This window comes from Ruegeria sp. CDSA221, assembly GCF_059611825.1.
The window spans coordinates 165,410-187,508 of sequence record NZ_JBXWPK010000002.1 but is presented as its reverse complement, the minus strand read 5'-3'; the positions used below and the strand labels follow the sequence as shown (position 1 = coordinate 187,508).

Annotated in this window: 26 protein-coding genes; 10 read left to right on the top strand and 16 right to left on the bottom strand. The window is 56.8% G+C overall.

Annotated features, from left to right (window positions below):
- Positions 1–31: 31 nt before the first annotated feature.
- The 3 genes from AC2FJ5_RS03300 to AC2FJ5_RS03290 all read left to right on the top strand — a co-directional run bounded on the left by AC2FJ5_RS03300 (position 32) and on the right by AC2FJ5_RS03290 (position 2,642).
- A complete protein-coding gene (locus tag AC2FJ5_RS03300; protein WP_281994452.1) occupies positions 32–676 on the top strand; it encodes an MSMEG_1061 family FMN-dependent PPOX-type flavoprotein in 645 nt (214 codons plus the stop codon).
- Positions 677–741: 65 nt separating this feature from the next.
- Complete coding sequence (locus tag AC2FJ5_RS03295; RefSeq protein ID WP_496784879.1) at positions 742–1,530, top strand: lytic murein transglycosylase; 789 nt, start codon at positions 742–744, stop codon at positions 1,528–1,530.
- Between the two features lie 197 nt (positions 1,531–1,727).
- Entirely contained in the window at positions 1,728–2,642 is a 915-nt protein-coding gene (locus AC2FJ5_RS03290) for a hypothetical protein (RefSeq protein WP_246097123.1), read from the top strand.
- 37 nt (positions 2,643–2,679) lie between these two features.
- On the opposite strand, the gene AC2FJ5_RS03285 is transcribed toward AC2FJ5_RS03290, so the two are convergent.
- Positions 2,680–3,423 carry a heme-dependent oxidative N-demethylase family protein gene (locus AC2FJ5_RS03285; protein WP_496792459.1) on the bottom strand — a complete coding sequence of 248 codons (744 nt, stop codon included), beginning with the start codon at positions 3,421–3,423 and terminating at the stop codon, positions 2,680–2,682.
- Positions 3,424–3,545: 122 nt separating this feature from the next.
- Here AC2FJ5_RS03285 and dddP point away from each other — a divergent pair, with 122 nt between their 5' ends.
- Positions 3,546–4,889: a dimethylsulfonioproprionate lyase DddP gene (gene dddP / locus AC2FJ5_RS03280; RefSeq protein ID WP_496792457.1), complete on the top strand. Its 1,344-nt coding sequence runs from the start codon at positions 3,546–3,548 to the stop codon at positions 4,887–4,889.
- Positions 4,890–4,893: 4 nt separating this feature from the next.
- Here dddP and AC2FJ5_RS03275 read toward each other — a convergent pair whose 3' ends face one another.
- Complete coding sequence (locus AC2FJ5_RS03275) at positions 4,894–5,076, bottom strand: hypothetical protein (RefSeq protein ID WP_496692351.1); 183 nt, start codon at positions 5,074–5,076, stop codon at positions 4,894–4,896.
- A 232-nt stretch (positions 5,077–5,308) separates the two neighbouring features.
- Between AC2FJ5_RS03275 and AC2FJ5_RS03270 the strand changes: the two genes are divergently transcribed.
- Positions 5,309–6,523 carry a bifunctional alpha/beta hydrolase/OsmC family protein gene (locus AC2FJ5_RS03270; RefSeq protein WP_496751590.1) on the top strand — a complete coding sequence of 405 codons (1,215 nt, stop codon included), beginning with the start codon at positions 5,309–5,311 and terminating at the stop codon, positions 6,521–6,523.
- Between the two features lie 6 nt (positions 6,524–6,529).
- Here AC2FJ5_RS03270 and AC2FJ5_RS03265 read toward each other — a convergent pair whose 3' ends face one another.
- The 5 genes from AC2FJ5_RS03265 to AC2FJ5_RS03245 all read right to left on the bottom strand — a co-directional run bounded on the left by AC2FJ5_RS03265 (position 6,530) and on the right by AC2FJ5_RS03245 (position 9,086).
- Positions 6,530–6,868: a hypothetical protein gene (locus AC2FJ5_RS03265; protein WP_496688465.1), complete on the bottom strand. Its 339-nt coding sequence runs from the start codon at positions 6,866–6,868 to the stop codon at positions 6,530–6,532.
- Between the two features lie 10 nt (positions 6,869–6,878).
- Positions 6,879–7,436 (bottom strand): hypothetical protein, encoded by a 558-nt coding sequence (locus AC2FJ5_RS03260; RefSeq protein WP_496692354.1) that lies wholly within the window; start codon positions 7,434–7,436, stop codon positions 6,879–6,881.
- A 136-nt stretch (positions 7,437–7,572) separates the two neighbouring features.
- Entirely contained in the window at positions 7,573–8,160 is a 588-nt protein-coding gene (locus tag AC2FJ5_RS03255; protein ID WP_142633110.1) for a biotin transporter BioY, read from the bottom strand.
- A 75-nt stretch (positions 8,161–8,235) separates the two neighbouring features.
- Entirely contained in the window at positions 8,236–8,658 is a 423-nt protein-coding gene (locus tag AC2FJ5_RS03250; protein WP_281971906.1) for a DUF6314 family protein, read from the bottom strand.
- Complete coding sequence (locus tag AC2FJ5_RS03245) at positions 8,655–9,086, bottom strand: hypothetical protein (protein ID WP_496792455.1); 432 nt, start codon at positions 9,084–9,086, stop codon at positions 8,655–8,657. The genes AC2FJ5_RS03250 and AC2FJ5_RS03245 overlap by 4 nt, the downstream gene beginning before the upstream one ends.
- On the opposite strand from AC2FJ5_RS03245, the gene purB reads away from it, so the two are divergent.
- The 4 genes from purB (at position 9,077) to AC2FJ5_RS03225 (ending at position 13,300) form a co-directional block, all read left to right on the top strand.
- Positions 9,077–10,381 (top strand): adenylosuccinate lyase, encoded by a 1,305-nt coding sequence (gene purB / locus AC2FJ5_RS03240; protein WP_271947679.1) that lies wholly within the window; start codon positions 9,077–9,079, stop codon positions 10,379–10,381. The genes AC2FJ5_RS03245 and purB overlap by 10 nt on opposite strands.
- Positions 10,382–10,563: 182 nt before the next feature.
- The gene (locus AC2FJ5_RS03235) at positions 10,564–11,109 is read left to right on the top strand and encodes a tetratricopeptide repeat protein (protein ID WP_142633104.1); all 546 of its coding nucleotides are present in this window, start codon (positions 10,564–10,566) and stop codon (positions 11,107–11,109) included.
- 69 nt (positions 11,110–11,178) lie between these two features.
- Positions 11,179–12,270 (top strand): flagellar motor switch protein FliG, encoded by a 1,092-nt coding sequence (locus tag AC2FJ5_RS03230; RefSeq protein WP_496792454.1) that lies wholly within the window; start codon positions 11,179–11,181, stop codon positions 12,268–12,270.
- Positions 12,271–12,376: 106 nt separating this feature from the next.
- A complete protein-coding gene (locus tag AC2FJ5_RS03225; protein WP_496792452.1) occupies positions 12,377–13,300 on the top strand; it encodes a lysophospholipid acyltransferase family protein in 924 nt (307 codons plus the stop codon).
- Here AC2FJ5_RS03225 and AC2FJ5_RS03220 read toward each other — a convergent pair whose 3' ends face one another.
- The gene (locus AC2FJ5_RS03220) at positions 13,301–14,002 is read right to left on the bottom strand and encodes a DUF1223 domain-containing protein (RefSeq protein ID WP_496792451.1); all 702 of its coding nucleotides are present in this window, start codon (positions 14,000–14,002) and stop codon (positions 13,301–13,303) included.
- A gap of 227 nt (positions 14,003–14,229) precedes the next feature.
- Here AC2FJ5_RS03220 and acnA point away from each other — a divergent pair, with 227 nt between their 5' ends.
- Complete coding sequence (gene acnA, locus AC2FJ5_RS03215; protein ID WP_496792450.1) at positions 14,230–16,920, top strand: aconitate hydratase AcnA; 2,691 nt, start codon at positions 14,230–14,232, stop codon at positions 16,918–16,920.
- A 199-nt stretch (positions 16,921–17,119) separates the two neighbouring features.
- Here acnA and AC2FJ5_RS03210 read toward each other — a convergent pair whose 3' ends face one another.
- The 8 genes from AC2FJ5_RS03210 to secF all read right to left on the bottom strand — a co-directional run bounded on the left by AC2FJ5_RS03210 (position 17,120) and on the right by secF (position 22,099).
- Positions 17,120–17,659 (bottom strand): DsbE family thiol:disulfide interchange protein, encoded by a 540-nt coding sequence (locus AC2FJ5_RS03210; RefSeq protein WP_142633094.1) that lies wholly within the window; start codon positions 17,657–17,659, stop codon positions 17,120–17,122.
- Positions 17,652–17,810, bottom strand: coding sequence for a heme exporter protein CcmD (ccmD, locus tag AC2FJ5_RS03205; RefSeq protein WP_185956600.1), 159 nt, complete (start codon positions 17,808–17,810; stop codon positions 17,652–17,654). The genes AC2FJ5_RS03210 and ccmD overlap by 8 nt, the downstream gene beginning before the upstream one ends.
- Positions 17,807–18,580, bottom strand: coding sequence for a heme ABC transporter permease (locus AC2FJ5_RS03200; protein WP_142633092.1), 774 nt, complete (start codon positions 18,578–18,580; stop codon positions 17,807–17,809). The genes ccmD and AC2FJ5_RS03200 overlap by 4 nt, the downstream gene beginning before the upstream one ends.
- Positions 18,581–18,641: 61 nt before the next feature.
- Positions 18,642–19,298, bottom strand: a complete 657-nt coding sequence (gene ccmB, locus AC2FJ5_RS03195) for a heme exporter protein CcmB (protein ID WP_282021834.1) — start codon at positions 19,296–19,298, stop codon at positions 18,642–18,644.
- Positions 19,295–19,909 carry a heme ABC exporter ATP-binding protein CcmA gene (gene ccmA, locus AC2FJ5_RS03190; RefSeq protein ID WP_142633088.1) on the bottom strand — a complete coding sequence of 205 codons (615 nt, stop codon included), beginning with the start codon at positions 19,907–19,909 and terminating at the stop codon, positions 19,295–19,297. The genes ccmB and ccmA overlap by 4 nt, the downstream gene beginning before the upstream one ends.
- Before the next feature lie 113 nt (positions 19,910–20,022).
- The gene (locus AC2FJ5_RS03185; RefSeq protein ID WP_142635082.1) at positions 20,023–20,376 is read right to left on the bottom strand and encodes an Mth938-like domain-containing protein; all 354 of its coding nucleotides are present in this window, start codon (positions 20,374–20,376) and stop codon (positions 20,023–20,025) included.
- A gap of 9 nt (positions 20,377–20,385) precedes the next feature.
- On the bottom strand, positions 20,386–21,132 hold the full coding sequence (locus AC2FJ5_RS03180; protein ID WP_496792448.1) for a sulfite exporter TauE/SafE family protein: 747 nt from the start codon (positions 21,130–21,132) through the stop codon (positions 20,386–20,388).
- On the bottom strand, positions 21,125–22,099 hold the full coding sequence (gene secF, locus AC2FJ5_RS03175; protein ID WP_282021836.1) for a protein translocase subunit SecF: 975 nt from the start codon (positions 22,097–22,099) through the stop codon (positions 21,125–21,127). Before secF ends, AC2FJ5_RS03180 begins: the two co-directional genes overlap by 8 nt.

Genomic DNA, 22,099 nt, shown 5'->3' with positions numbered 1-22,099 from the left:
ACTTGCCATTACCCCGGTTAGGAGAGATCGCATGTCAGCCGAAACCGCATTCGCCCCGTTCTCGGATTTCGTCACTTCGAAAGAGGAACTGGAACGCATCACCGGCGCGCCCCTTCCCCAGATCATCGCCAAGGAACAAGCCGCGCTGGACGGCATGTGTCGCGACTTTATCGCCAAGTCGACCTTCTGCCTGATCGCTTCGGCCAATCCGGGTGGTTATCTGGATATCTCTCCTCGTGGGGATCCCGAAGGGTTTGTTCGGGTGATCTCAGACACTCTGATCGCCATTCCCGACCGCCCAGGCAACAAGCGGACTGACACGTTTCACAATATAATACAGGACCCGCGTGTTAGTGTGATCTTCCTAGTGCCTGGCAAGTTGGAGACTTTGCGCATCCGAGGAACCGCGCGCATATGTATTGACCCGGACTTGCTGAACAGTATGGCAGTGAATAATCGCGCGCCTAAGCTAGCCCTTATGATTCATATCGAGACCGCTTTTGCACATTGCCCTAAATGCGTCATCCGGTCGGATCTGTGGCAACCTGAAAACTGGCCAGATTCATCAGGGCTTCCCAATATGAATGCCATGATGGTCAAGCACGCCAAAATCGACAAAACGCCGGATGAATGGTTTGATAGCCTGAAGGGCACCGGGGAACTCGACCTTTATTAACCCCTTTTCGTGTGCGGCTTCCCTGCCTAGGCTGCCCCTGTCATTTCATTGGATCGGATTACAAGATGCTTCGGCTTGCTCTTATTTTGGCAATTTCTCTACCTGGCTTTGCGGCAGCGGCCCCCTGTGGCAACACCGGAAATGGATTTGAGACCTGGAAGCGGGATTTCGCGAAGCAGGCCCAGCGCGCGGGAGTAAAAAAGAAGGGATTGCAGGCGCTGAGCCAAAGCCAATACGCCACCCGAACCATTGCCGCGGACCGAAACCAAAAGAGTTTTAAATACTCGCTGGACAAATTCATGCAGATCCGCGGCGCGGATACCATCGTAGCGCAGGGCCGTAAGCGCAAAGCCAGGAACCCTCAGTTCTATGCGACGCTCGAGCGCCAGTATGGGGTGCCAGCAGGCGTTCTGATCGCTATTCACGGAATGGAAACAGGATTTGGAAATTTCATGGGTGACAGCCAGGTTGTGTCAGCAATAACCACTTTGGCCTATGATTGTCGCCGATCCGAGTTCTTCGTCCCCCACGCTATCGGAGCACTGAAGCTGGTCGATCAAGGCAGCATTACGACCAACACTGTTGGTGCCAAGCATGGTGAGCTGGGACATACACAGTTTCTGCCGGGCAATGCCCTGGAATACGGTGTGGATGCCACGGGTGACGGTCAGGTCGATTTCTACAATATGACCGATGCGCTGGCCTCGACCGCTAATTTCCTGCGTAAAAAGGGCTGGAAGCCCGGACGCGGATATCAACCGGGCCAAACGAATTTTGCGGTCATTCAACAGTGGAATGCCGCGACGGTGTACCAAGAATCCATCGCAATCATGGCTGCTCGAATCGACGGATGATTGTGTCGGTCTGTCATGTGGGGCGACCGCAATTCAGACACATTGTCGCCACAGACGCTAAATAGCCCTTAAAATGCCTAGGTTTCCAATGCGTAATCAATCTTGCCGATTTCTCATTTTTTTCCATTTCCGCCCAATTCTTTCCCTTATCTGTTGATAATTTGAGTCATCTGACGGAATGCACAAAGGAATGCGCAGTGACTCCGAAGCACAGCTATCACGGCGGCCTGCAGTTCACAGGCAAGACCAATGGCGCGATCGAGCGGTTTGGTGCCATCGTGGCGGCGACCCTGGAAGATTACGGCCATCTTGTTGAGCGCAAAACGATCCTGAACACCACCGAGGCGAGCATCGTCTCAAGTCAGTACCTTGTGCGCCTTACGCTGGATACCCAACTGGCTGAAACAGAAGACCGGTTTGAACGGCGGGACCGTGCGGCCGGTCTGAGAACCGTCTCGAAACCCCGGGTGACCCTGCCCGAAAACCGGTTGACGGTCACAATTACCCCTGTATCCGCCTTGCTGGACGACAGCGAGATCTCGGAGCTTATGCTTGTTGTGATCCTGTATCGCATGGTCGATATCTGTGCGACTCAGCGCGTGGAATGGCTGTCTCCGAATACGGTCCTGACCATGGAACAATTCATGAGTGCTTTTGACACTCTGGCGCCCGTTAAACAGCGGGACAGAAAACAAATTTTCGAATCCGTTTCCGGGCCGTTTGCAGGTCTTGAATTAACGGAGACAGAAGATCTGGATGAGCCAAGAAACAAAACGCAGACCTCACATGCGCGGCCAATCCAGCTGTCAGACGAGCAGTTGCTTAGCATTGCTTTTCGGACAGAACCGATCGAGCAGAAACCGGATGATCGGACCGACACTCCCCCCCTCGACCACGAGAAACCCAATGATATCCTGCGACTTACCAGTTGGGGACTTACGGGTGCCGTGGCCAGCGTGTCGGTCCCGATCGCGGCCTCGATGGCTGCCGTCAACCTGATCCGAGGTGAAGATTTCCGCCTGAATACTCAGGTACTTGCCTATTCGGTTGCAATATCAGCGCTCAGCACCAGCGGTGCCTTTGCCGGTGTGGCAACTGCTTTAGGCATGTAGACTAATTCCAATAAGACCCTCCTAAGAAGCCCCGCCGTCAGGTGGGGTTTTCTTTTTGGCGAAGGCTTCCAGCCTCAAGAACATAGGTGTGGATCGAAAAAACCACAGCCCGCGTTTTTGGCAGCCGCAACAATGTTTGCCGCTCGCTGCGCAAATAGCACGCGGCTCCGGGTGAACTGACCTCGCGCGGTTCTGTAGCGCTTCGAGGCTGATGCAGATCGGCATCCTCATACCACAGCGCATTAAACCGCCAGAGCGGCTTATCGGGCTGAATTCCATCAAACAACCGCTGGACACGGCGCGCGATGCTTTCGTCGTAGCTGTTGACCGGTACATGGATGTCGATCAGGGGACGCATGAATTTTTCTGACAGTCGCCAACTGGCGGGGAAACACAGAATTGCGCCGGTCAAAACATGCTCGTCGCCCTGCTTTTGCAGGATACAGATATCCTCTTGCACAAGCCTGCAAAGGGTCTCCATTGGGGCCTGCCGATCAATCTGGACCTTCTGCCCATCGGCTCTCGTGACGAGGTCTGAGCATCCGGGGTACGCATATTGCAACACCAGGTCCAAGACTTCTTGTGCGGCTGGTTCGGCTTCGGGCGCCAACGCAAGAACATCAGCGTGACGCTCTTTCAGCAACGCTTCCCGATATTCCATCTGGGCCGCGAACGCTTCGTCCTGATGCAACCAAGTTTCCATACTGGCAGGCTGAATACCCGGCAACGGGCGGGGTTTCAAAGGATCATAGGGAGTAGAGGTCTGCAAAATGGTCGTCATGAGCCCGACCTAACATCGGCACTTCGACTTGTCGGTCAAAAAGCGACGGATGGCGGTCGCAAATTATCAAGACGCTGAAAGAATGCTTCTTCACGCTCGATAGACAGGCAGGGAGGGCTACTATGAACCGTCACCATAGAGATATCCGCAAGATCGACCCCACCAAAGGCACAGCGCTTGGGGACGGCACGCCCAATGATTTGGACCGGATCGAGATCGGCCCCACACAGCTGGCCTTCGCCGAATGGGAAGCCGCCGGCCTGTCCTTGCCGAACCTTGAGAAGATGCGTGAGTATAGGTGGAAACGTCTGACCAAGGCCATCGTTGATCGCGGCTATGGTGGCTTGTTGATGTTTGATCCTCTGAACATTCGATACGCCACAGACAGCACCAACATGCAGCTCTGGAACACGCATAACCCCTTCCGCGCAGTGCTGTTATGTGCCGACGGGTATATGGTGATCTGGGACTATAAAAACTCACCTTTTCTAAGCAAATTCAACCCGTTAGTGAAGGAACAGCGGTCGGGCGCCGACCTGTTCTATTTCGATCGCGGCGACAAGGTCGATGTTGCGGCGGATGTACTCTCGAACGAAGTGCGGGCGCTGATTGATGCGCATGGCGGCGGTAACAAGCGGCTGGCTGTGGACAAGATCATGCTGCACGGTTTGCGCGCCCTTGAGGCCCAGGGGTTCGAGATCATGGAAGGCGAGGAAGTCACTGAAAAGTCCCGCGCCGTGAAAGGCCCGGACGAAATTCTGGCGATGCGATGTGCCAACCACGCCTGCGAGACCGCGGTGGCCGAGATGGAGGCATTTGCCCGCGCTAATGTCGGAGACGGAAGAACCTCGGAAGACGACATCTGGGCCATTCTGCATGCCGAAAACATCCGGCGCGGCGGGGAATGGATCGAAACCCGCCTGCTGGCCTCGGGCCAACGCACCAACCCGTGGTTTCAGGAATGTGGTCCCCGGATCACGCAAAAGAATGAAATCATCGCCTTCGATACCGATTTGATCGGGTCTTACGGCATCTGCATCGATATCTCGCGCACTTGGTGGATCGGGGACGAGAAACCCCGCCCGGATATGGTCTATGCCATGCAGCACGCGCATGAGCATATCATGACAAATATGGAGATGCTGAAACCCGGCGTTATGATCCCTGAACTGACCGCCAACAGCCATAGGTTGGATAGCAAGTTTCAGGACCAGAAATATGGCTGCCTGATGCACGGCGTTGGCCTGTGTGACGAGTGGCCTCTGGTCGCCTATCCGGACAAGGCCGTTGCAGGTGCCTACGATTACCAACTGGAACCGGGCATGGTTCTGTGCGTCGAAGCCGCGGTTGGCGAGATAGGTGCAGATTTCTCAATCAAACTCGAAGATCAGGTTCTGATCACTGAGGATGGGTATGAAAACCTGTCCACCTATCCCTTTGACCCACAGCTTATGGGGCTGGCCTGACCCCTCAGTTCGGCCAGTTTGACCGTTTGACGTTCCCATGCCAGTCCTCGATTTCGGTGCTGGCAAAAGATGTCGGCTGTGTCCAGTTCTGACCCGCGGCAAAACTGACGACCGCAGTTACGGCGATAGCGATCAGTAAATCTACTCGAAGATTTGTGCCATGTGGCTGAGAAGTGAGATGTACCATTGTTGCCTCCGTGGCTGGTTGTGTTCGACAGGCTCAAGATGAGGGTGGCGTTCGCTTTATTAAAGTGAATGTTTGATTGGGAATGCATCACAAAAGTTGATGCAATCTATCGCACCAGAACTCCGCCGGCCCCTGACCCAGTCTCACCTTCCCGTGACGCTTCTTACATAGGGGTTGAGACCCCTCGCTGGCGGCCACAATATTGAGGCACCTCATGACGTAAGGAACTGCCATGCCCACCGAACGCATCACCTTTGCCGGTCACGACGGCCACCAACTGGCTGCGCGCCTCGACCTGCCGGACGGGCCTGTCCTTGCTACGGCATTGTTTGCCCATTGCTTTACCTGTTCAAAAGATATCCCGGCCGCGCGCAGGATCGCAGCCCGTCTGGCAGCGATGGGTATCGCGGTATTGCGGTTTGATTTCACAGGCTTGGGTCATTCAGACGGCGAATTTGCAAACACCACCTTCACCTCGAATGTTGAGGATCTGATCGCCGCCTCACGGTATCTGGCTGGACGGAACATGTCCCCGTCTCTGCTGGTCGGGCATTCTCTCGGAGGGGCAGCGGTTCTGCGCGCCCGAGCTGGTATTTCGAGTGTTAAGGCCGTTGTGACGCTGGGCGCACCTGCCGATCCAGGGCATGTCTCGCACCATTTCGACGCCGCACTGTCGGAAATCCAACAAGAGGGATCGGCCGAGGTCACTTTGGGTGGTCGCCCGTTCCGTATTGGCAGAGCGTTCGTCGAAGATATCGCCCAATCCGCGCTAACCCCTGCGATTGCGGATTTGAAGGCCGCGCTGCTGATACTTCATGCGCCACGCGACGAAACGGTTAGTATCGACAATGCAAGCGCGATCTTTCTGGCAGCCAAACATCCCAAAAGCTTCGTGACGCTGGACGACGCTGATCACCTGATTACACGCGCGGCGGATGCGGAATATGCTGCAGATGTAATAGCGGCTTGGGTTACGCGCTATGTGGTGCTGCGCCCGCCTGCCCCACCACCGGGTGCGCCCGAAGGCGTAGTGCGGGTGACTGAGGCCGATCCCAACGGATTCCAGCAAGACATTCAGTCCGGCCCCAAGCATCATGCTGTTGCGGACGAACCGGCCTCATATGGAGGCACCGACCGCGGTATGTCGCCCTATGGCTTTGTGTCATCGGGTCTGGGAGCCTGTACTTCGATGACAATCCGGATGTATGCGCGGCGCAAGGGCTGGCCACTAACAGGCATCACTGTCGATGTTTGCCATAACAAGGTCCACGCACAGGATGCGGGTCTGATCACTGACAACAAGGTCGATCTGTTCCGCCGCAAAATCCGGCTCGAGGGCCCCTTGGATCAGGATCAGCGCGCACGTCTGCTTGAAATCGCCGACAAGTGCCCTGTTCACAGAACACTTGAAGGAACAGCGAAAATCACGACGGAATTGCTGTCGTGATCCGCATCAGCGCCGCCGCGGTGACGGGCGGTGAATAGGCGGCCGGGCAACTGGCGGCCGGGCAACCGGTGGACGTGCCGGGGGCTTGGCGACAGGGGGGCGTGGGCGCGCCGGGGGCTTGGCGACCGGAGGTTTGGGTTTGACCGGAGGCTTACCCTGCGGTGGACGATTTACATCAATGTCCACATCAACGTCGTGATAGTAGTCGTTCCAAAGCATCGAGTCATAGAACGGATCATATCCGTATCCCACACCAACCGTCACGCCGTCGCAGGCAGACAAGGTGATACTGGTCAAACCGAATACCAGCGCGGCGATCGACCGTTTCATCAGCTTACGAGTCATCCAAACCTCCTCACTGAAGCGACCGGAATGACGCGAATACGGCATTCAGGTCGTCCACATAGCCAGGATCGGCGCCGTCTCTTAATACGGCCACTGCGACAGCCACGCGATCACGCGGCAAGTCAATCACTGTGGCCGTGAAATTTATCCCCCGCCGATCACGGGTGCCGGTACCGCGGATAACCCGCGCTGGCAGACCTCCGATCCGGGTTGCGACTGTTTCCGAAACGATCGGATCTTTGACCAGAAACTTGTCGATATCCTGAAGGTATCGCAGGCCACCGTCGATGGATGACACACCAGATGGCGAGACAAATCCAATCCATACGCTGTCATCCGTTACCGGTTTGATCCCCATGACTCGGGCAACCGCGCGGGGATCGTTCAGCTCGGTGTCATCGACCTCACGCGGGCCGCCAGTACGAACCGACCAAAAATCTGGTACCGCAAAGCTGAACAAGGCGCGCCCTTCATCAGTATAGGTGATCGGTGTTTCGGCTTTTGCACTCCCTGCCCCGGCGCAAACAACCGCGCAGGAAAGGGTTACAGCCCTCAATAGATTAGGCATATCTGAATAACCTGTTGTTTCTATTGCTACAGCTTGAACTGTGTCGACCGGTTTTGTCCAGCCTCTTGTTGGCGCAACAAAAAACCGCGCCGGGATCGCTCCGGGCGCGGTTCATGTCAACTAGGTTGACTGTGGTTTAGGTGCGGGCGTCGCCCACCAGCTTCCACAGGCCGGGGATCAGCAGCGCGGCCAGCGCGAGCTTGATCGCATCACCCACCAGGAATGGTGTCAGGCCCCATGCCAGGATCGGCTGGTCCCAGCCATAGAGCTGGCCCAGCCACAGCAGGCCGGGGACATAGATCAGAACGTTGGCCAGTACCAGCGCCAGCGCCATTTTCACGACCGAACGGTCCCAGCCGCGCGCGGCCAGCGTACCCAGCATCAGGGTTGCCAGCACATATCCGACCAGGTAGCCGCCTGTGCCACCCATCATGTAAGTAAGGCCGAATTTTTCAGCCGAAGAGCCCGCGAACACGTCAAAGCCCAGCGCGCCGATCAGCAGATAGCCCATCATGGTTACCAGACCCAGCCGTGCGCCATAGGCGGTGCCGATGGTCAGAACCGCAAATGTACCCATGGTGATTGGAACCGGCCACATCGGCACTTTGATCTTGGCGGCGACGGCCAAGGCAACGATGCCCAAAGCAACCAAAACCACCTGTTTGACGCGCAGCGCCGTCCCTTCACGTGGGCCAAATGCATTGGCCAATACGTTCGCATTCATGTTGTTTCTCCCTAAACGGACCGAGATTCTGCAACAGGAATGCCCTGTCAGCGCCGCATCTGCAAGATGATTACGCTACCGCAGCATGTATTCCGTATTCATTTCGTATGATTTCCGGGGGCCGGACACGGTCCAACGGACCCTCCAGCAGGGCCAGCCTGAGAAATCATAGACTGCGTCATAGCTGTCTGGCGAGCAATTATGATGGTCCGCAGCCTGCGTCACACCCAGCCTGAGCGTGTGAAAATAGCGCCCGTCATCAAAATGCACCGCAACGCTCTCGCCCTTGTCGTGCCACAGGTAGCGGCGCGTTCCCATCATTTCGGGCTGGCCCGGAATGCGCAGAGTTACCGTCTCGTCATAGATCAGACCGTCTTTGGACCTGGTGAATCGCGCAGAGCCATCGGCCAAAACTACCTGCCCGGCCCGCGCATCCCGAATGGTGCGTGACAGGCTCCAGCCTCCTTCGAAGTCGGTCAGTTCGTTTGGAAAGGTCATTCGGGATAATACCCGTCTGTGATCTCGCCTGCGCCGTCAATAAATCGAATGATGACACCGCTTTGCAGAACATCATAACACGCCCAGATATCCGAAGGCGGCCAAACCGAGCAATACTGATCGCCCTGCACGGCCCACTTTCCGGTGCTGGGACGACCCGAAAAATAATGGGTCACCCCGCTTTGGTCGAATGTTTGCCAGATGCCGTCGCCATAAGTTAGTTTTTTGCCCGACAAGGCTTCGGCAATTTCATCCCTCGTCAGCGGCCAGAACTCTGTCGCTGCCGCAACACCGGGCCAAAGGGACAAAATCAGGGCAAACCGTCTCATCACCGCACTCGCGCCTTGTTCCGTAGGGCGGCTGGGTTTAAACCGCGCCGCAACGACCTCTGCCAAATCATAAAAAGGTGCCGCTGCCAATGATTCCACGTTATTCCCGCCCCGACATGGTCGCCATCTGGTCGCCCGAGACGAAGTTCCGCATCTGGTACGAGATCGAGGCCCATGCCTGTGACGCCATGGCCGATCTGGGCGTGATCCCGCGTGAAAACGCCGAGGCCGTGTGGAAGGCCAAGAATGTGGAATTCGATGTGGCCCGCATTGATGAGATTGAGGCAGTCACCAAACACGATGTCATCGCTTTTCTGACCCACTTGGCCGAGCATGTCGGAAGTGATGAGGCGCGTTTCGTGCATCAGGGCATGACCAGCTCGGACGTGCTGGATACCTGTTTCAACGTTCAGCTGACCCGCGCTGCCGACATCCTGATCGCCGACCTCGAAAGTTTGCTGGCCGCTCTGAAACGCCGCGCGATCGAACATAAGGACACTGTCCGCATCGGCCGCAGCCACGGCATCCACGCCGAGCCCACCACAATGGGCCTGACATTCGCGCGCTTCTATGCCGAGATGGATCGCAACCTATCCCGCATGCGCGACGCACGGGCCGAGATTGCAACAGGTGCGATCAGCGGCGCGGTCGGCACCTTTGCCAATATCGACCCTCAGGTCGAAGAGCATGTCTGCGACAAGCTGGGACTGGTGCCCGAACCGATCAGCACGCAGGTCATCCCCCGCGACCGCCATGCCGCGTTCTTTGCCACGTTGGGCGTGATCGCCAGCAGCATCGAAAACGTTGCCATTGAAATCCGTCACATGCAGCGGACCGAGGTTCTTGAGGGGGCCGAGTTCTTCTCGATGGGGCAGAAAGGGTCGTCGGCGATGCCGCACAAGAAGAACCCTGTACTGACCGAGAACCTGACCGGGCTGGCGCGCATGGTGCGCGCGGCGGTGATCCCGGCGATGGAGAATGTGGCGCTCTGGCACGAACGCGACATCTCACACTCCTCGGTGGAACGCATGATTGGGCCGGACGCCACGATCACACTGGATTTTGCTCTGGCTCGACTGACGGGCGTGATCGACAAAATGCTGATCTTCCCCGAGAACATGATGGAGAACATGAACAAGTTCCCCGGTCTAGTGATGAGCCAGCGGGTTCTGCTGGCGCTGACGCAGGCAGGGGTCAGCCGGGAAGAGGCTTATGCTATGGTTCAACGCAACGCGTTGAAGGTCTGGGAACACCGCACAGACTTCAAAGAAGAACTTCTGGCGGATACTGACGTGACCGCCGCGTTGAGCAAGGAGGAGATCGAAGAGAAATTCGATCTCGGCTATCACACCAAACATGTCGATACGATCTTTGCCCGGGTGTTTGGCGAGTAAAATTTCGTCAAGCTCACGCAATACAGACCCGCACAATGATCTTGTGCGGGTTTTTCTTTGTCTGGTTACGTCAAGATTGGTCGAGCTTTCTAACTTGTGAATAAATTCGCGCGATCAGTTGTTAGCTTTTGTATAGAACGCGCTATGCTCATTCTGAGCAGCCCTACGAACGGAGACCAATTATGCGCCTCATCCTAGCTTCGGTTATTGCAATTCAGGCCCTTACATTTGCCCCCATGGTTCATGCCGCAGGTGGCGGCGGGGGATCGACGCCGCCAAAAACAACAAACACCACCAAGAAATGTCTGTTCGGACGGGTCTATGATGAGGCCGCGGGCAAATGCGTAAAGCCCAGCAACACCAATTTCACTCAGGATCAGCTGTACCACGCCGTGCGTGAACTGGCCTATGACGGGCAGTTCAAAAACGCCCAAGGCGTGCTGCGCGTGATGGACCAAAATGACGATCGCGTCATGACCTATTGGGGCTTTACCTATCGGAAGATGGGCAAGCTGGAACTGGCGAACCTGTTCTATGAAGGTGCAATTAACGCAAATCCCGACAATATCCTGGCACGTTCCTATATGGCGCAAGGCTTTGTTGCCGAGGGCAAAACCGATCTGGCGATTGCCCAGTGGCGTGAAATCAAGGCGCGCGGCGGCGAAGGAACCTGGGCAGAGGTTTCCCTGCGCGAGGCGATCCGCACCGGACTGACCTACAACTACTAAGCTTCAGCCTTTCTTTACCCGACTCTCTGTAATCTGCCTGTGGAACAGGAACTTTGGCACCGCAGGCAGATGCAGAACACAAACACATTGGTACAGGTGGCCCCGGGGGCTTCTGCCCAGCTGGCCAAAGAAAACGATGACGACCTTCGCTTGGTGGCCCGCAACCTCAGCAGCCGACAAAAGGCGGCGGTAGTTGTGCGTCTCTTGCTGAATGATGGGGCGGACATTCCGCTGGAAGAGCTTCCCGACGATTTACAGGAAAAGCTAACCCACCAACTGGGCAAAATGGGCCTTGTCGACCGGGTTACCTTGGACGCAGTTGCCGGTGAATTTGCAGATGCGCTGGACAGTGTTGGCCTGTCCTTTCCACATGGTCTGGCGGGCGCTTTGGATGTGGTGAACGACAAAATCGCCCCTGCCACTGCGGCGCGTTTGCGCAAAGTGGCCGGGATACGCCAGATCGGAGATCCTTGGCAGCGATTGCGAGAGATCCCTACAGAAGATCTGGCCGAAATGGCGCAGGCCGAAAGCACCGAGATTGCGGCCGTGATGCTATCGAAACTTGAAACCGCCAAAGCTGCGCAACTGCTAGGGCACCTTCCCGGCCCAGTTGCTCGGCGTATTACCTATGCGGTTTCGAAAACTGCAAATGTCAGCCCAGAGGCCGTCGAGCGGATCGGATGGTCGCTGGCGGCTCAGATGGATCAGCGCCCTGCCACAGCGTTTGCCGACGGACCGGGTGCCCGCGTTGGCGCGATACTGAATCAGTCCGCTGCCTCGACTCGGGACGGCCTGCTGAGCGCATTAGAAGAAGAAGACGCCGATTTTGCCACCATAGTTCGCCAATCCATTTTTACCTTCGCCCATATTCCGTCCCGCATTCTGCCCCGCGATGTACCGACCATTCTACGCGGTGTGGAACAACCCGTCCTGGTTACAGCGCTCGCCGGTGCAGAAACGGAAGGAGACAGGGCATCGGTTGACTACCTGTTGTCCAACATGTCGTCGCGTATGGCCGAAAACCTGCGCGAAGAAATGGATGAGGTCGGAAAAATCAAACAACCCGATGCAGAGGAGGCGATGACCCAGATCATTGGCGCCATCCGGACACTTGTCGATGAGGGAACCATCACGCTCCGGGATGATGACGGCGACGAATAAAGAGAGAAAGCGCGCCAAAATTTCTGGCCGAGCAGAAAGCTTGTGGTTACCGCGATCGGCTTGTATGTCTGACCCGGCAATTCACAACAGACGCCGAGACCTTCTGATGCCCGTTGAAAAGTCTGAACTAAGCAGGTCCGAGCTTGGCAAATACTATGTATCCGGCATGTTCCTGAAAGGCGTTATCAAAGCGTTACGGTTGCTGCCCTATGAGACACGCATTGCCACAATGGGCGCCATAGCGAGAAACCTTGCACCGTTGGTCGGGTTCTCGAAAAGAGTACGCAGCAATCTGAAACTCACCTGCCCGGACCTGACTGAATCCGAAGTGAAACGCATCTGCAAGGCCGTTCCTGACAACGCCGGGCGCGCGATCATGGAGCACTTCTCGCCCGAGGATTTCACAGAACGCCAACGCTTTGCCAAAGTCACGGGTACGGGTCTTGCCGCCTTTGATTCCGCCTTGGCGGAGGGGCGACCTGTGATGATGATCACTGCGCATTTCGGCCATTACCTAGCCGCGCGTATCGCCCTTCAAGAACGCAGCGGTCAGCCTATTGGCTGCCTCTATCGTCGAATGGCGAACCCCTACTTCAACGACATGTATGTCGATGCGTTCTACAAAACCGGCGCCCCGATGTTCGAACAAGGCCGTCGCGGGATGGTCGAAATGGTGCGAACACTCAAAAAAGGCGGGATCATCGCTATTGTGTCAGACCTGCACGCACATGGCGGGGAAGAGCTGACTTTTTTCGGCAAACCGGCCGTAACGTCGGTTTTGAATGCTGAACTGGCCATGAAATACAAAGCCGTCCTGATTCCGTGCTATGCAGTGCGTCAGCCCAATGGGGTTGATTTCGAAATCATCCTGCACGAACCGGTCCCACATACGGATCCAAAGACGATGACCCAGTTCACCAATGATGACCTCGAGGCGGTTGTCCGACAGCATATGGGTCAGTGGTTCTGGATTCATCGTCGCTGGAAAACCTGGAACGGGCTAGGTGTCCAAGCCAGAGACATGCCCTGATCAGCGAACGCGTGCCGCCGCAATAATCGACCCATGGCCAACCCCTTGCACCAACACAACGGCCGGTAAACCTGACGTCAAAGATACCTTATAGGTCTTAGGCGCTGTCCCGTCCCATTGCCCGGCTACTGTCCAGGCCTCGACCACATTGGCATAATCCAGTTCTTGTCCCGCCAACTCTCCGCGCCGGATCGAGGCATGGCGCATCGGCGTGTATTGCACCACCCGGATGTCATAGACCTGATCCGGTGGCAAACTGATCGAGGAAACGTCGACAGTTACGTTATCTCCTGTACGCGAGGCCGAAACCGACGCCAGCGGAGCGGCCTTGGAATGGTCGCCGATCAGGTAATCCAGTTTTGCCGTATCTGCCCCTACAATATCCTGCTGACCATTCACTACCATCTGAGGCGTATAGATCACCGTACGCCCGGAATTTCCGGCATAGCTGCGCTGACGCTCAGTATGGGTGGGGTCGGCATATTCATCCTCCCATCCGATATAGTCCCAATAATCCACATGCAGCGCCAACCCGATGACGTCATCCCGATTGGCCAGATCGTGCATGATCCGGTCAGCCGGGGGGCAGGACGAACATCCCTGCGATGTGAACAGCTCCACCACTACGGGTCCGCTTTCTGCAATGGCCGAAGTAGCCAGGAACAGGGACGCCAACGCGGTTGCGGTTGCAGATTTGAACATGTTTGCTCTCGGGTTTCATGGGGTGCATTACTGGTTTAGACGGAACGCTGATCAAGCACCAATCAAGGTTTCTTGAGACCGGTGACACAAGGTTTTCGGAAAAATGTGTGCAATGGTATACAAAAATTGCCGCACCTGGTCTGTTGGACCTTGAACCGCGCGCTTGGGTGATGCAGATAGCCCTCAGCGAATCCCATATTCCACGTCATTTGAGAGGGAGGCCACAGATGCCCATCAAAGTCGGACAGGATACCGCCAAGACACGCCGCAGCCTGAGCGTGAATGGCAAGTCCATCTCGTATTACTCGATCCCCGCCGCGCAAGAGGCCGGCCTGGGTGATTTCTCGAAACTGCCCGCCGCCCTGAAGGTGGTATTGGAAAACATGTTGCGGTTCGAAGATGACGGGTTCTCCGTCTCGGTCGACGACATCAAGGCCTTCGCCGAATGGGGTGCCAAAGGTGGCAAGAACCCCCGCGAGATCGCCTATCGCCCTGCCCGCGTGTTGATGCAGGACTTCACCGGCGTTCCGGCGGTGGTCGATCTGGCCGCCATGCGTGATGGTATCAAGGCTCTGGGCGGCGACGCGCAGAAGATCAACCCGCTGAACCCCGTTGATCTAGTCATCGACCACTCGGTCATGATTGACGAATTCGGCAACCCGCGCGCGTTCCAGATGAACGTTGACCGCGAATACGAACGCAACATGGAACGGTATCAGTTCCTGAAATGGGGTCAGGGTGCCTTCAACAACTTCCGCGTTGTGCCCCCCGGAACCGGGATCTGTCACCAGGTGAACCTGGAATATCTGGCGCAGACCGTCTGGACCGACACGGATCAGAACGGGGATGAGGTTGCCTATCCCGACACGCTGGTCGGCACCGACAGCCACACCACCATGGTCAACGGCATGGCCGTTCTGGGCTGGGGCGTCGGCGGGATCGAGGCCGAAGCCGCGATGCTGGGTCAGCCGATCTCGATGCTGATCCCCGAAGTCGTGGGCTTTGAGCTGACCGGTGATCTGATTGAAGGCACCACCGGCACCGATCTGGTTCTGAAGGTCGTCGAAATGCTGCGCGCAAAGGGTGTTGTGGGCAAATTCGTCGAATTCTTCGGCGAAGGTCTGGACCGTCTGCCGCTGGCCGACCGGGCAACCATTGCCAACATGGCCCCGGAATACGGCGCGACATGTGGTTTCTTCCCGATTGACGGTGAAACGCTGCGCTATCTGCGTAACACCGGTCGTGACGAAGATCGCATCGCGCTGGTCGAAGCCTATGCCAAGGAAAACGGCTTCTGGCGCGACGCAGATTACGCGCCGATCTACACCGACACCCTGTCGCTGGACATGCGCACCATCGTTCCCGCGATCTCGGGCCCGAAGCGCCCCCAGGATTATGTTGCTCTGACCGGTGCCAAGGCGGCGTTCACCAGGGAAATGGCCGAGACGTTCAAGCGCCCCATGGGCAAGGAAGTCGCCGTCAAAGGCGAAGACTATACCCTGGAATCGGGCAAGGTTGTGATCGCCTCGATCACCTCCTGCACCAACACCTCGAACCCGTATGTCATGATCGGCGCTGGCCTTGTGGCCCGCAAGGCCGCAGCCTTGGGTCTGAACCGTCAGCCTTGGGTTAAAACTTCGCTCGCACCGGGATCGCAGGTTGTATCTGCTTATCTTGAGGCCGCTGGCCTGCAGGAAGATCTGGACAAGATCGGCTTCAACCTTGTCGGCTACGGCTGCACCACCTGTATCGGCAACTCGGGTCCAATCCAGAAAGAGCTCTCTGAGGCGATTGCCGAGGGCGATTTGGTAGCCACGTCGGTCTTGTCGGGGAACCGCAACTTCGAAGGCCGTATCAGTCCGGATGTTCGCGCCAACTACCTGGCCTCACCGCCGCTGGTCGTGGTCTATGCGCTGGCCGGTACGATGGATATCGACCTGACCTCAGAACCGATCGGTCAGGACAAGGACGGTAATGATGTCTTCATGAAAGACATCTGGCCGACCCAACAAGAAGTGGCGGAATTGGTCGAACAGACGGTTACCCGTGAGGCGTTCCTTTCGAAATATGCAGACGTCTTCAAAGGCGACGAGAAATGGCAAGCGGTCGATACCACCGATGCCGAAACCTATGACTGGCCACCGACCTCTACCTATATCCAGAACCCGCCCTACTTCCAGGGCATGGGGACCGAGCCGGGCACAATTTCGAACATCGAAGACGCCAAGGTTCTGGCCATTCTGGGCGATATGGTCACCACTGACCACATCTCGCCTGCAGGCTCGTTTGCCACGACAACACCGGCTGGCAAGTATCTGACCGACCGTCAGGTGCAACCGCGCGAGTTCAACTCTTACGGGTCGCGCCGTGGCAACCACGAGGTCATGATGCGCGGCACCTTTGCCAATATCCGCATCAAGAACGAGATGCTGGACAGCGTCGAAGGTGGTTACACCAAAGGCCCCGATGGCGAGCAGACTTCAATCTATGACGCGTCGATGGCCTATCAGGAACAGGGCACGCCGCTGGTTGTCTTCGGTGGTGAGCAGTACGGTGCGGGATCGTCGCGCGACTGGGCGGCCAAAGGCACGGCTCTGCTGGGTGTCAAAGCGGTGATCGCCGAAAGCTTTGAGCGTATCCACCGCTCGAACCTGGTTGGCATGGGCGTTGTACCGTTCGAATTCACCGGTGGCGACTCGCGCAAGACGCTGGGCTTGAAGGGTGATGAAACCGTCTCGATCCACGGTCTGGATACGATCCAGCCGCTGCAAGAGGTGCCCTGCACCATCACCTACGGTGACGGTTCTGAGAAAACCATAACCCTTAAGTGCCGCATCGATACCGCGCCCGAAATCGAATATATCGAAAACGGTGGCGTGCTGCATTACGTGCTGCGGAACCTGGCCAAGGCCGACTAAGATCTCTGAGCAAACTAAAAAGGGCGCCCGGTCGGGCGCCCTTTTGACGTTCCATTTGCGCCAGGATGCTGTGCCTGGCGTTTTCACCAACCTCCTACTTGGGTCTGCCCAACCAGAGGGGCTACGGTGACAGCACCAAGATGGATGATTGTGACCAGATCATTCAGAAGACTGGTGTTTCTTCCCTCACCCTGCCGCGTTAATCGGCCTTAGCCTTTTCCAAAGCGGGCCGAATAGTTCCTTCGATGACGCGCTGGGTAATCGGCCCAGCAAAGCGCAAGATAATGGTTCCGTCGCCGTCGACCACATAGGTTTCCGGTACGCCGTAAACGCCCCAGTCCAGCGCCATGCGTCCCTGTTCATCCCGGCCGATACCCGTATAGGGATCACCAAGTTCGTTCAGGAATGCCTCGGCATTTTCCAGCTTGTCCTTATAATTGATACCGTAGACAGGAATGCCTTCATCCGACAGAGCCTGCAGGTTCGGGTGTTCTACCCGGCAGGGCGCGCACCAACTGGCCCAATAATTCACAAGCTTGATCTGTCCATCGCGCAGCGTTGCGTCGTCAAATTGTGGCTTGCCTGCAAAATCTGTTAATACAACCGGTGGCGCGGTTTGGCCCTCACGGGCCGAGGGCAAAGCGTTTGGATCATCACGGAACATGCCAATACCGGCAAGTACAGCAAAGGCACCAAATATCAACGGAGGCGCAATCATCAGGGGCGAGATCTTAGCCATTGCGCTTTATCCTCTGTTCAACTTTTTCCAATTCAGCCTGGCTCTTGCGGCCCCGCATCACGCTGACCAGAACCAGCGCCAGCAAAAGCCCGATGGAAACCACATAGGACCAGAGCACCGTATCGGCATATTTTCCAAGATCAGGGATCATCCGTTTGCCCTTTCCCGCGCCAGCAGAGTCTTGGTCCGACGCGTGCGAATTTCAGTACCCGTGCGGTAAAGTACCAAGGCGATGAACAACAACACGAACCCGACAATGCACAGCAGCAGAGGATAGAAATAGATATTGCTGACCTTCTCTTCGGTATCCGCTCCAGTCACGGCACCAGCCCGCAGGACAGAAGCGCCCTGATGCAGCCCCTGATTCCAGAAATTCACCGCATAACGGCTGAGGATAGCAAAGACCGACCCCACCAGACACAGGATCGAGGTCAGATCGGCAGCCGTATCAGGGTCTTCGATCGCCTCCCACAAGGCGACATAGCCCAAATAGAAGAGGAACAGGATCAGGAATGAGGTCAGACGTGGATCCCAGGCCCACCAGGTGCCCCACATGGGCTGCCCCCAAATCGCCCCGGTTGCCAACGCAATCAATGTCATCACGATGCCCACAGGTGCGGCCGCGCGCGCAGCCAGCGCACTGACATGATGACGGCGAACCAGCCAAACCAGAGAGGTCGCCAGCATCATAAGCCAGCAGTTAATCGCCATCAGTGCGGCGGGCACATGCAGGTAAATGATCTTGACGGTCGATCCCTGCTTGTAATCATCGGGTGTGAAGAAAAATCCCCACACCAGACCAATGACGATGCAAACCAAAGCCGCGCCCCAGAAGAACGGCATCACCCGTTCACTGGTGGCAAGAAACTTGCGCGGATTGGCATATTCCCAGAGGGTATTGGCTTTGGCTGCGATAGACATGGGCCTTATCTAGTCCGAGTCGGGTTCATTCTCAATTGACATCCGTCAAAGTTACACTGTGTCACCGTAGGTTAATGCGCAACACGGCGGCGCTGGCAAAAGGTAACAGGGCAATCGTCGCCGCAGTGATCCCAGCCAGCATCAACAAGGGTGTCTGCGTTTCCATTCCTGTTGCGCCGCGGCGCGCGACCTCGGCCCCGAAGATCAACGTCGGTACATAAAGAGGCAGCACAAGAAGCGACAGCAGCAATCCGCCGCGTTTCAAGCCGACCGTAAGAGCGGCGCCAAAGGTTCCGATGACGCTCATCGCGGGCGTGCCAATCAAAAGTGAGACGACAAGCCAGAAAAAGCCGGGCAAAGGCAGATTAAGCAGAACGCCCAGGAAAGGCGCGGCCAGAACCAGTGGCAAGCCCGTGGTCAGCCAATGCGCCAAAGACTTGATCGTTACGACCGCTTCTAACGGCAGGGGCGCCGTCGCCAATAGGTCGAGCGAGCCGTCCTCCCAGTCCAGCGCAAGCAGCCGGTCAAGTGACAGAAGGCAGGCCAAAAGCGCCCCCAGCCATAGCACGCCAGGTGCAATCGTGGACAACAACGCGGATTGCGGGCCAACTGAAAAAGGCACCAGCACGGTGACGATAAGAAAAAACGCCAGGCCAAGGCCAAACCCACCGCCCGCACGGAAGGCCAGTTTCAAATCACGTAAAAGTAGGGCGATCACAGGAAACCTCCGTCGAGATCATCGACAGGTTTCGGTTTAGCCTTGTAGGGCCCCACATCCAGGACCTCTCCGTCCAGACCAAGGTCGATATGGGTGGCAATCAGGGCAGACCCACCCTGCCCCAGATGCGCGCGCACCGCGTCAGCAAACATCTGCACTGCATTCTTATCCAGCGACACAGTGGGCTCATCCAACATCCAGATCGGTCGTTCGGTGACCAACATCCGCGCCAACCCCAATCGACGTTTCTGGCCTGCCGACAGATTGCCTGCATGGCGATCCGACAGCTCAGTCAAAGCAAACGCGTCCAGGGCCGGTTGAATGCTGTGACTGCCGAAGACCTGCGCCCAGAACGACAGGTTTTCCACCACGGTCAGAGTCGGCTTGAGTCCGTCGGAATGTGAGGCATAGGCGATCCGGTCCTCAGCCCCGTCGATCTGCCCCTCAAGCGGAGGCTGCAGGCCTGCCAGCGTTCGCAGCAGCGTTGTTTTACCGATCCCGTTCGGCCCGCGCAGGATTAGCGCCTTTCCGGGCTCCAGCGAAAAGCTGAGATTTTCCAGCACAGGAACGCCCCCTCGGGCGATCGACAGGTCGGTCACGGTCAATGTCATGAATCCCGCTTATCCTATTGCCGTCAGAGGCAAAAGGCGGGATTTGCCGCAGCATACCGACAGCAACGTATTTGGGTGGCATCTAAGCGTAAGGCCAGAGGAAAAGAATCCGATCAGACCGGTAGCAGCGCCAGCGCAATGCGGCGCCCTTCGGATAACAGGATATTGTATGTGCGGCACGCGGACGGAGAGTTCATGATCTCAACCCCGATCCCCGAATCTTCCAAGGCGGCGCGCAGATCAGAAGGAATATGGGCCAGCTCAGCGCCGGTTCCGATAAACAGCACATCGACCTGACCCGCCAATTTCAACAGACCATCCCTATCGTCGTACCCGCCCCATTTCGCTGATCCTGCAGGGCCGGTCAGCACCGACCCGTCATAGACCTGACCACCGATGCGGAAAAACCCAGGACCATATCCGTCAACAGGGGCCGCATTGTCATAAGAGATTTCATTCATACGCATAGGATGCATCTAGCCCCAAAGCGGTAAGCCCGACAAGGCTGCAAGCGCTATCGCCAGATACGCTGCGGCACGATACAGCTTTTCCCGCTCGGGCCGGAACATCCAACCACCCAGCCAATTACCAGCCAGATTGGGGACCGCCAGAGCCAGACCCAATATAACAGCAGGCAACGTGATACGGTCCATGCCAGTCAGGTACCCGAGCAGAAGAAAATCAAAGGCGAACAGGTATAACAGGATCGTCGCACGGATCACGGCCACGGGCAGAGGTCGAGACATATAGAACAAGATAACGGCCGGTCCGGGCAGGCCCGCGACACCGCCCAAAAACCCACCAGCGCCTCCTATTCCCAAAACCATTTTTCGACTGACATGACCGTGATAGCGCAGACCGAACACCAGAATAGCCAGCATAAGAAACGCCAACAGGCTAACGGTATAGCGAAATACATGTGGATCGACCGTGGTCAGCAACCACAGCCCCAATGGCAGAGCGAGTGCGCACCCTCCTACCAGACGGACCAGATCACCCCTGTCGACCTCGCGCCAGGCCCGGCGAAGGTTGGGCAGCGGGCCCAGAATATCCATGATTGTCAGGCAGGTCAGCGCCTTGAAAGGATCAAGGAATGGGGTTGCGATAGGCAGGAAAATCAGGGCGGTCCCAAATCCGGAAAAGCCGCGCACTACACCGCCAAGAAAGGCAGCAAAAACTATGATGGCCAGCCCTGTGGGGGACTGGCCAAAATACTCATGCATCGATGTTGGCAAACTGGTTGCCAGAAGTGTTTGATGGCTTGGACCAGTCGCGCTTGACGCCCAGCCACAACAGGATGGTTGAGGCCACAAAGACGGACGAATAGGTACCTACGATCACACCCCAAATCATAGCAAAGACAAACCCGCGGATCACATCCCCACCCAGAACATAGAGCGAAATCAACGCCAGCAAGGTGGTGACAGAGGTCATGACTGTCCGGCTGAGCGTTTCGTTGATCGAAAGGTTCAAAACCTCCTTTAGGTCCTTTTTCTTGTATTTCCGCAAGTTCTCGCGCACCCGGTCGAACACGACCACCGTATCATTCAACGAATAGCCCACGATGGTCAGCAGCGCAGCGATGATCGCCAGATCAAAGCGGATTTGCAGTTCGGAAAAGATGCCGATAGTCAGGATGACGTCATGCACCAGCGCAGCGACAGCCCCCAGCGCAAACTGCCATTCAAACCGCAGCCAGATGTAGACAAGCACCGCCCCAATGGCGAGCACCACCGCGATTACGGCGGTCTGGATAAGCTCTCCCGAGACTTTGGGTCCTACAGATTCGACGCTTTCGAAGGGCAGTTTCAACCCGGGGTCCGCTGCGGCAAGAGCTTCGCCAATTTGTTCAATCGTGGCCGCATTGACAGCCTCAGCATCATCCTGCGCCTGAATGCGGATCATCGCGACATGTTGATCTGGCCCGAAGCTCGGATCGAAAATCTCGGTGATCGTCACGTCGCCAAGTCCAAGCGGCGCAATAGCGTCACGATATGTGCCGACATCGATTTCCTGCGCGCTTTGGGTCCGAATGGTGGTCCCTCCACGGAAATCAATGCCGAAGTTCAGGCCCTGCAGCATGAAGGACGTAAACGCGACAATCATCATCAAGGCCGAGATACCCAGCCAGATCTTCCAGCGACTGAAGAAATCGAACGAGGTATTCTGGGGTACGAGTTTCAGTCTCAT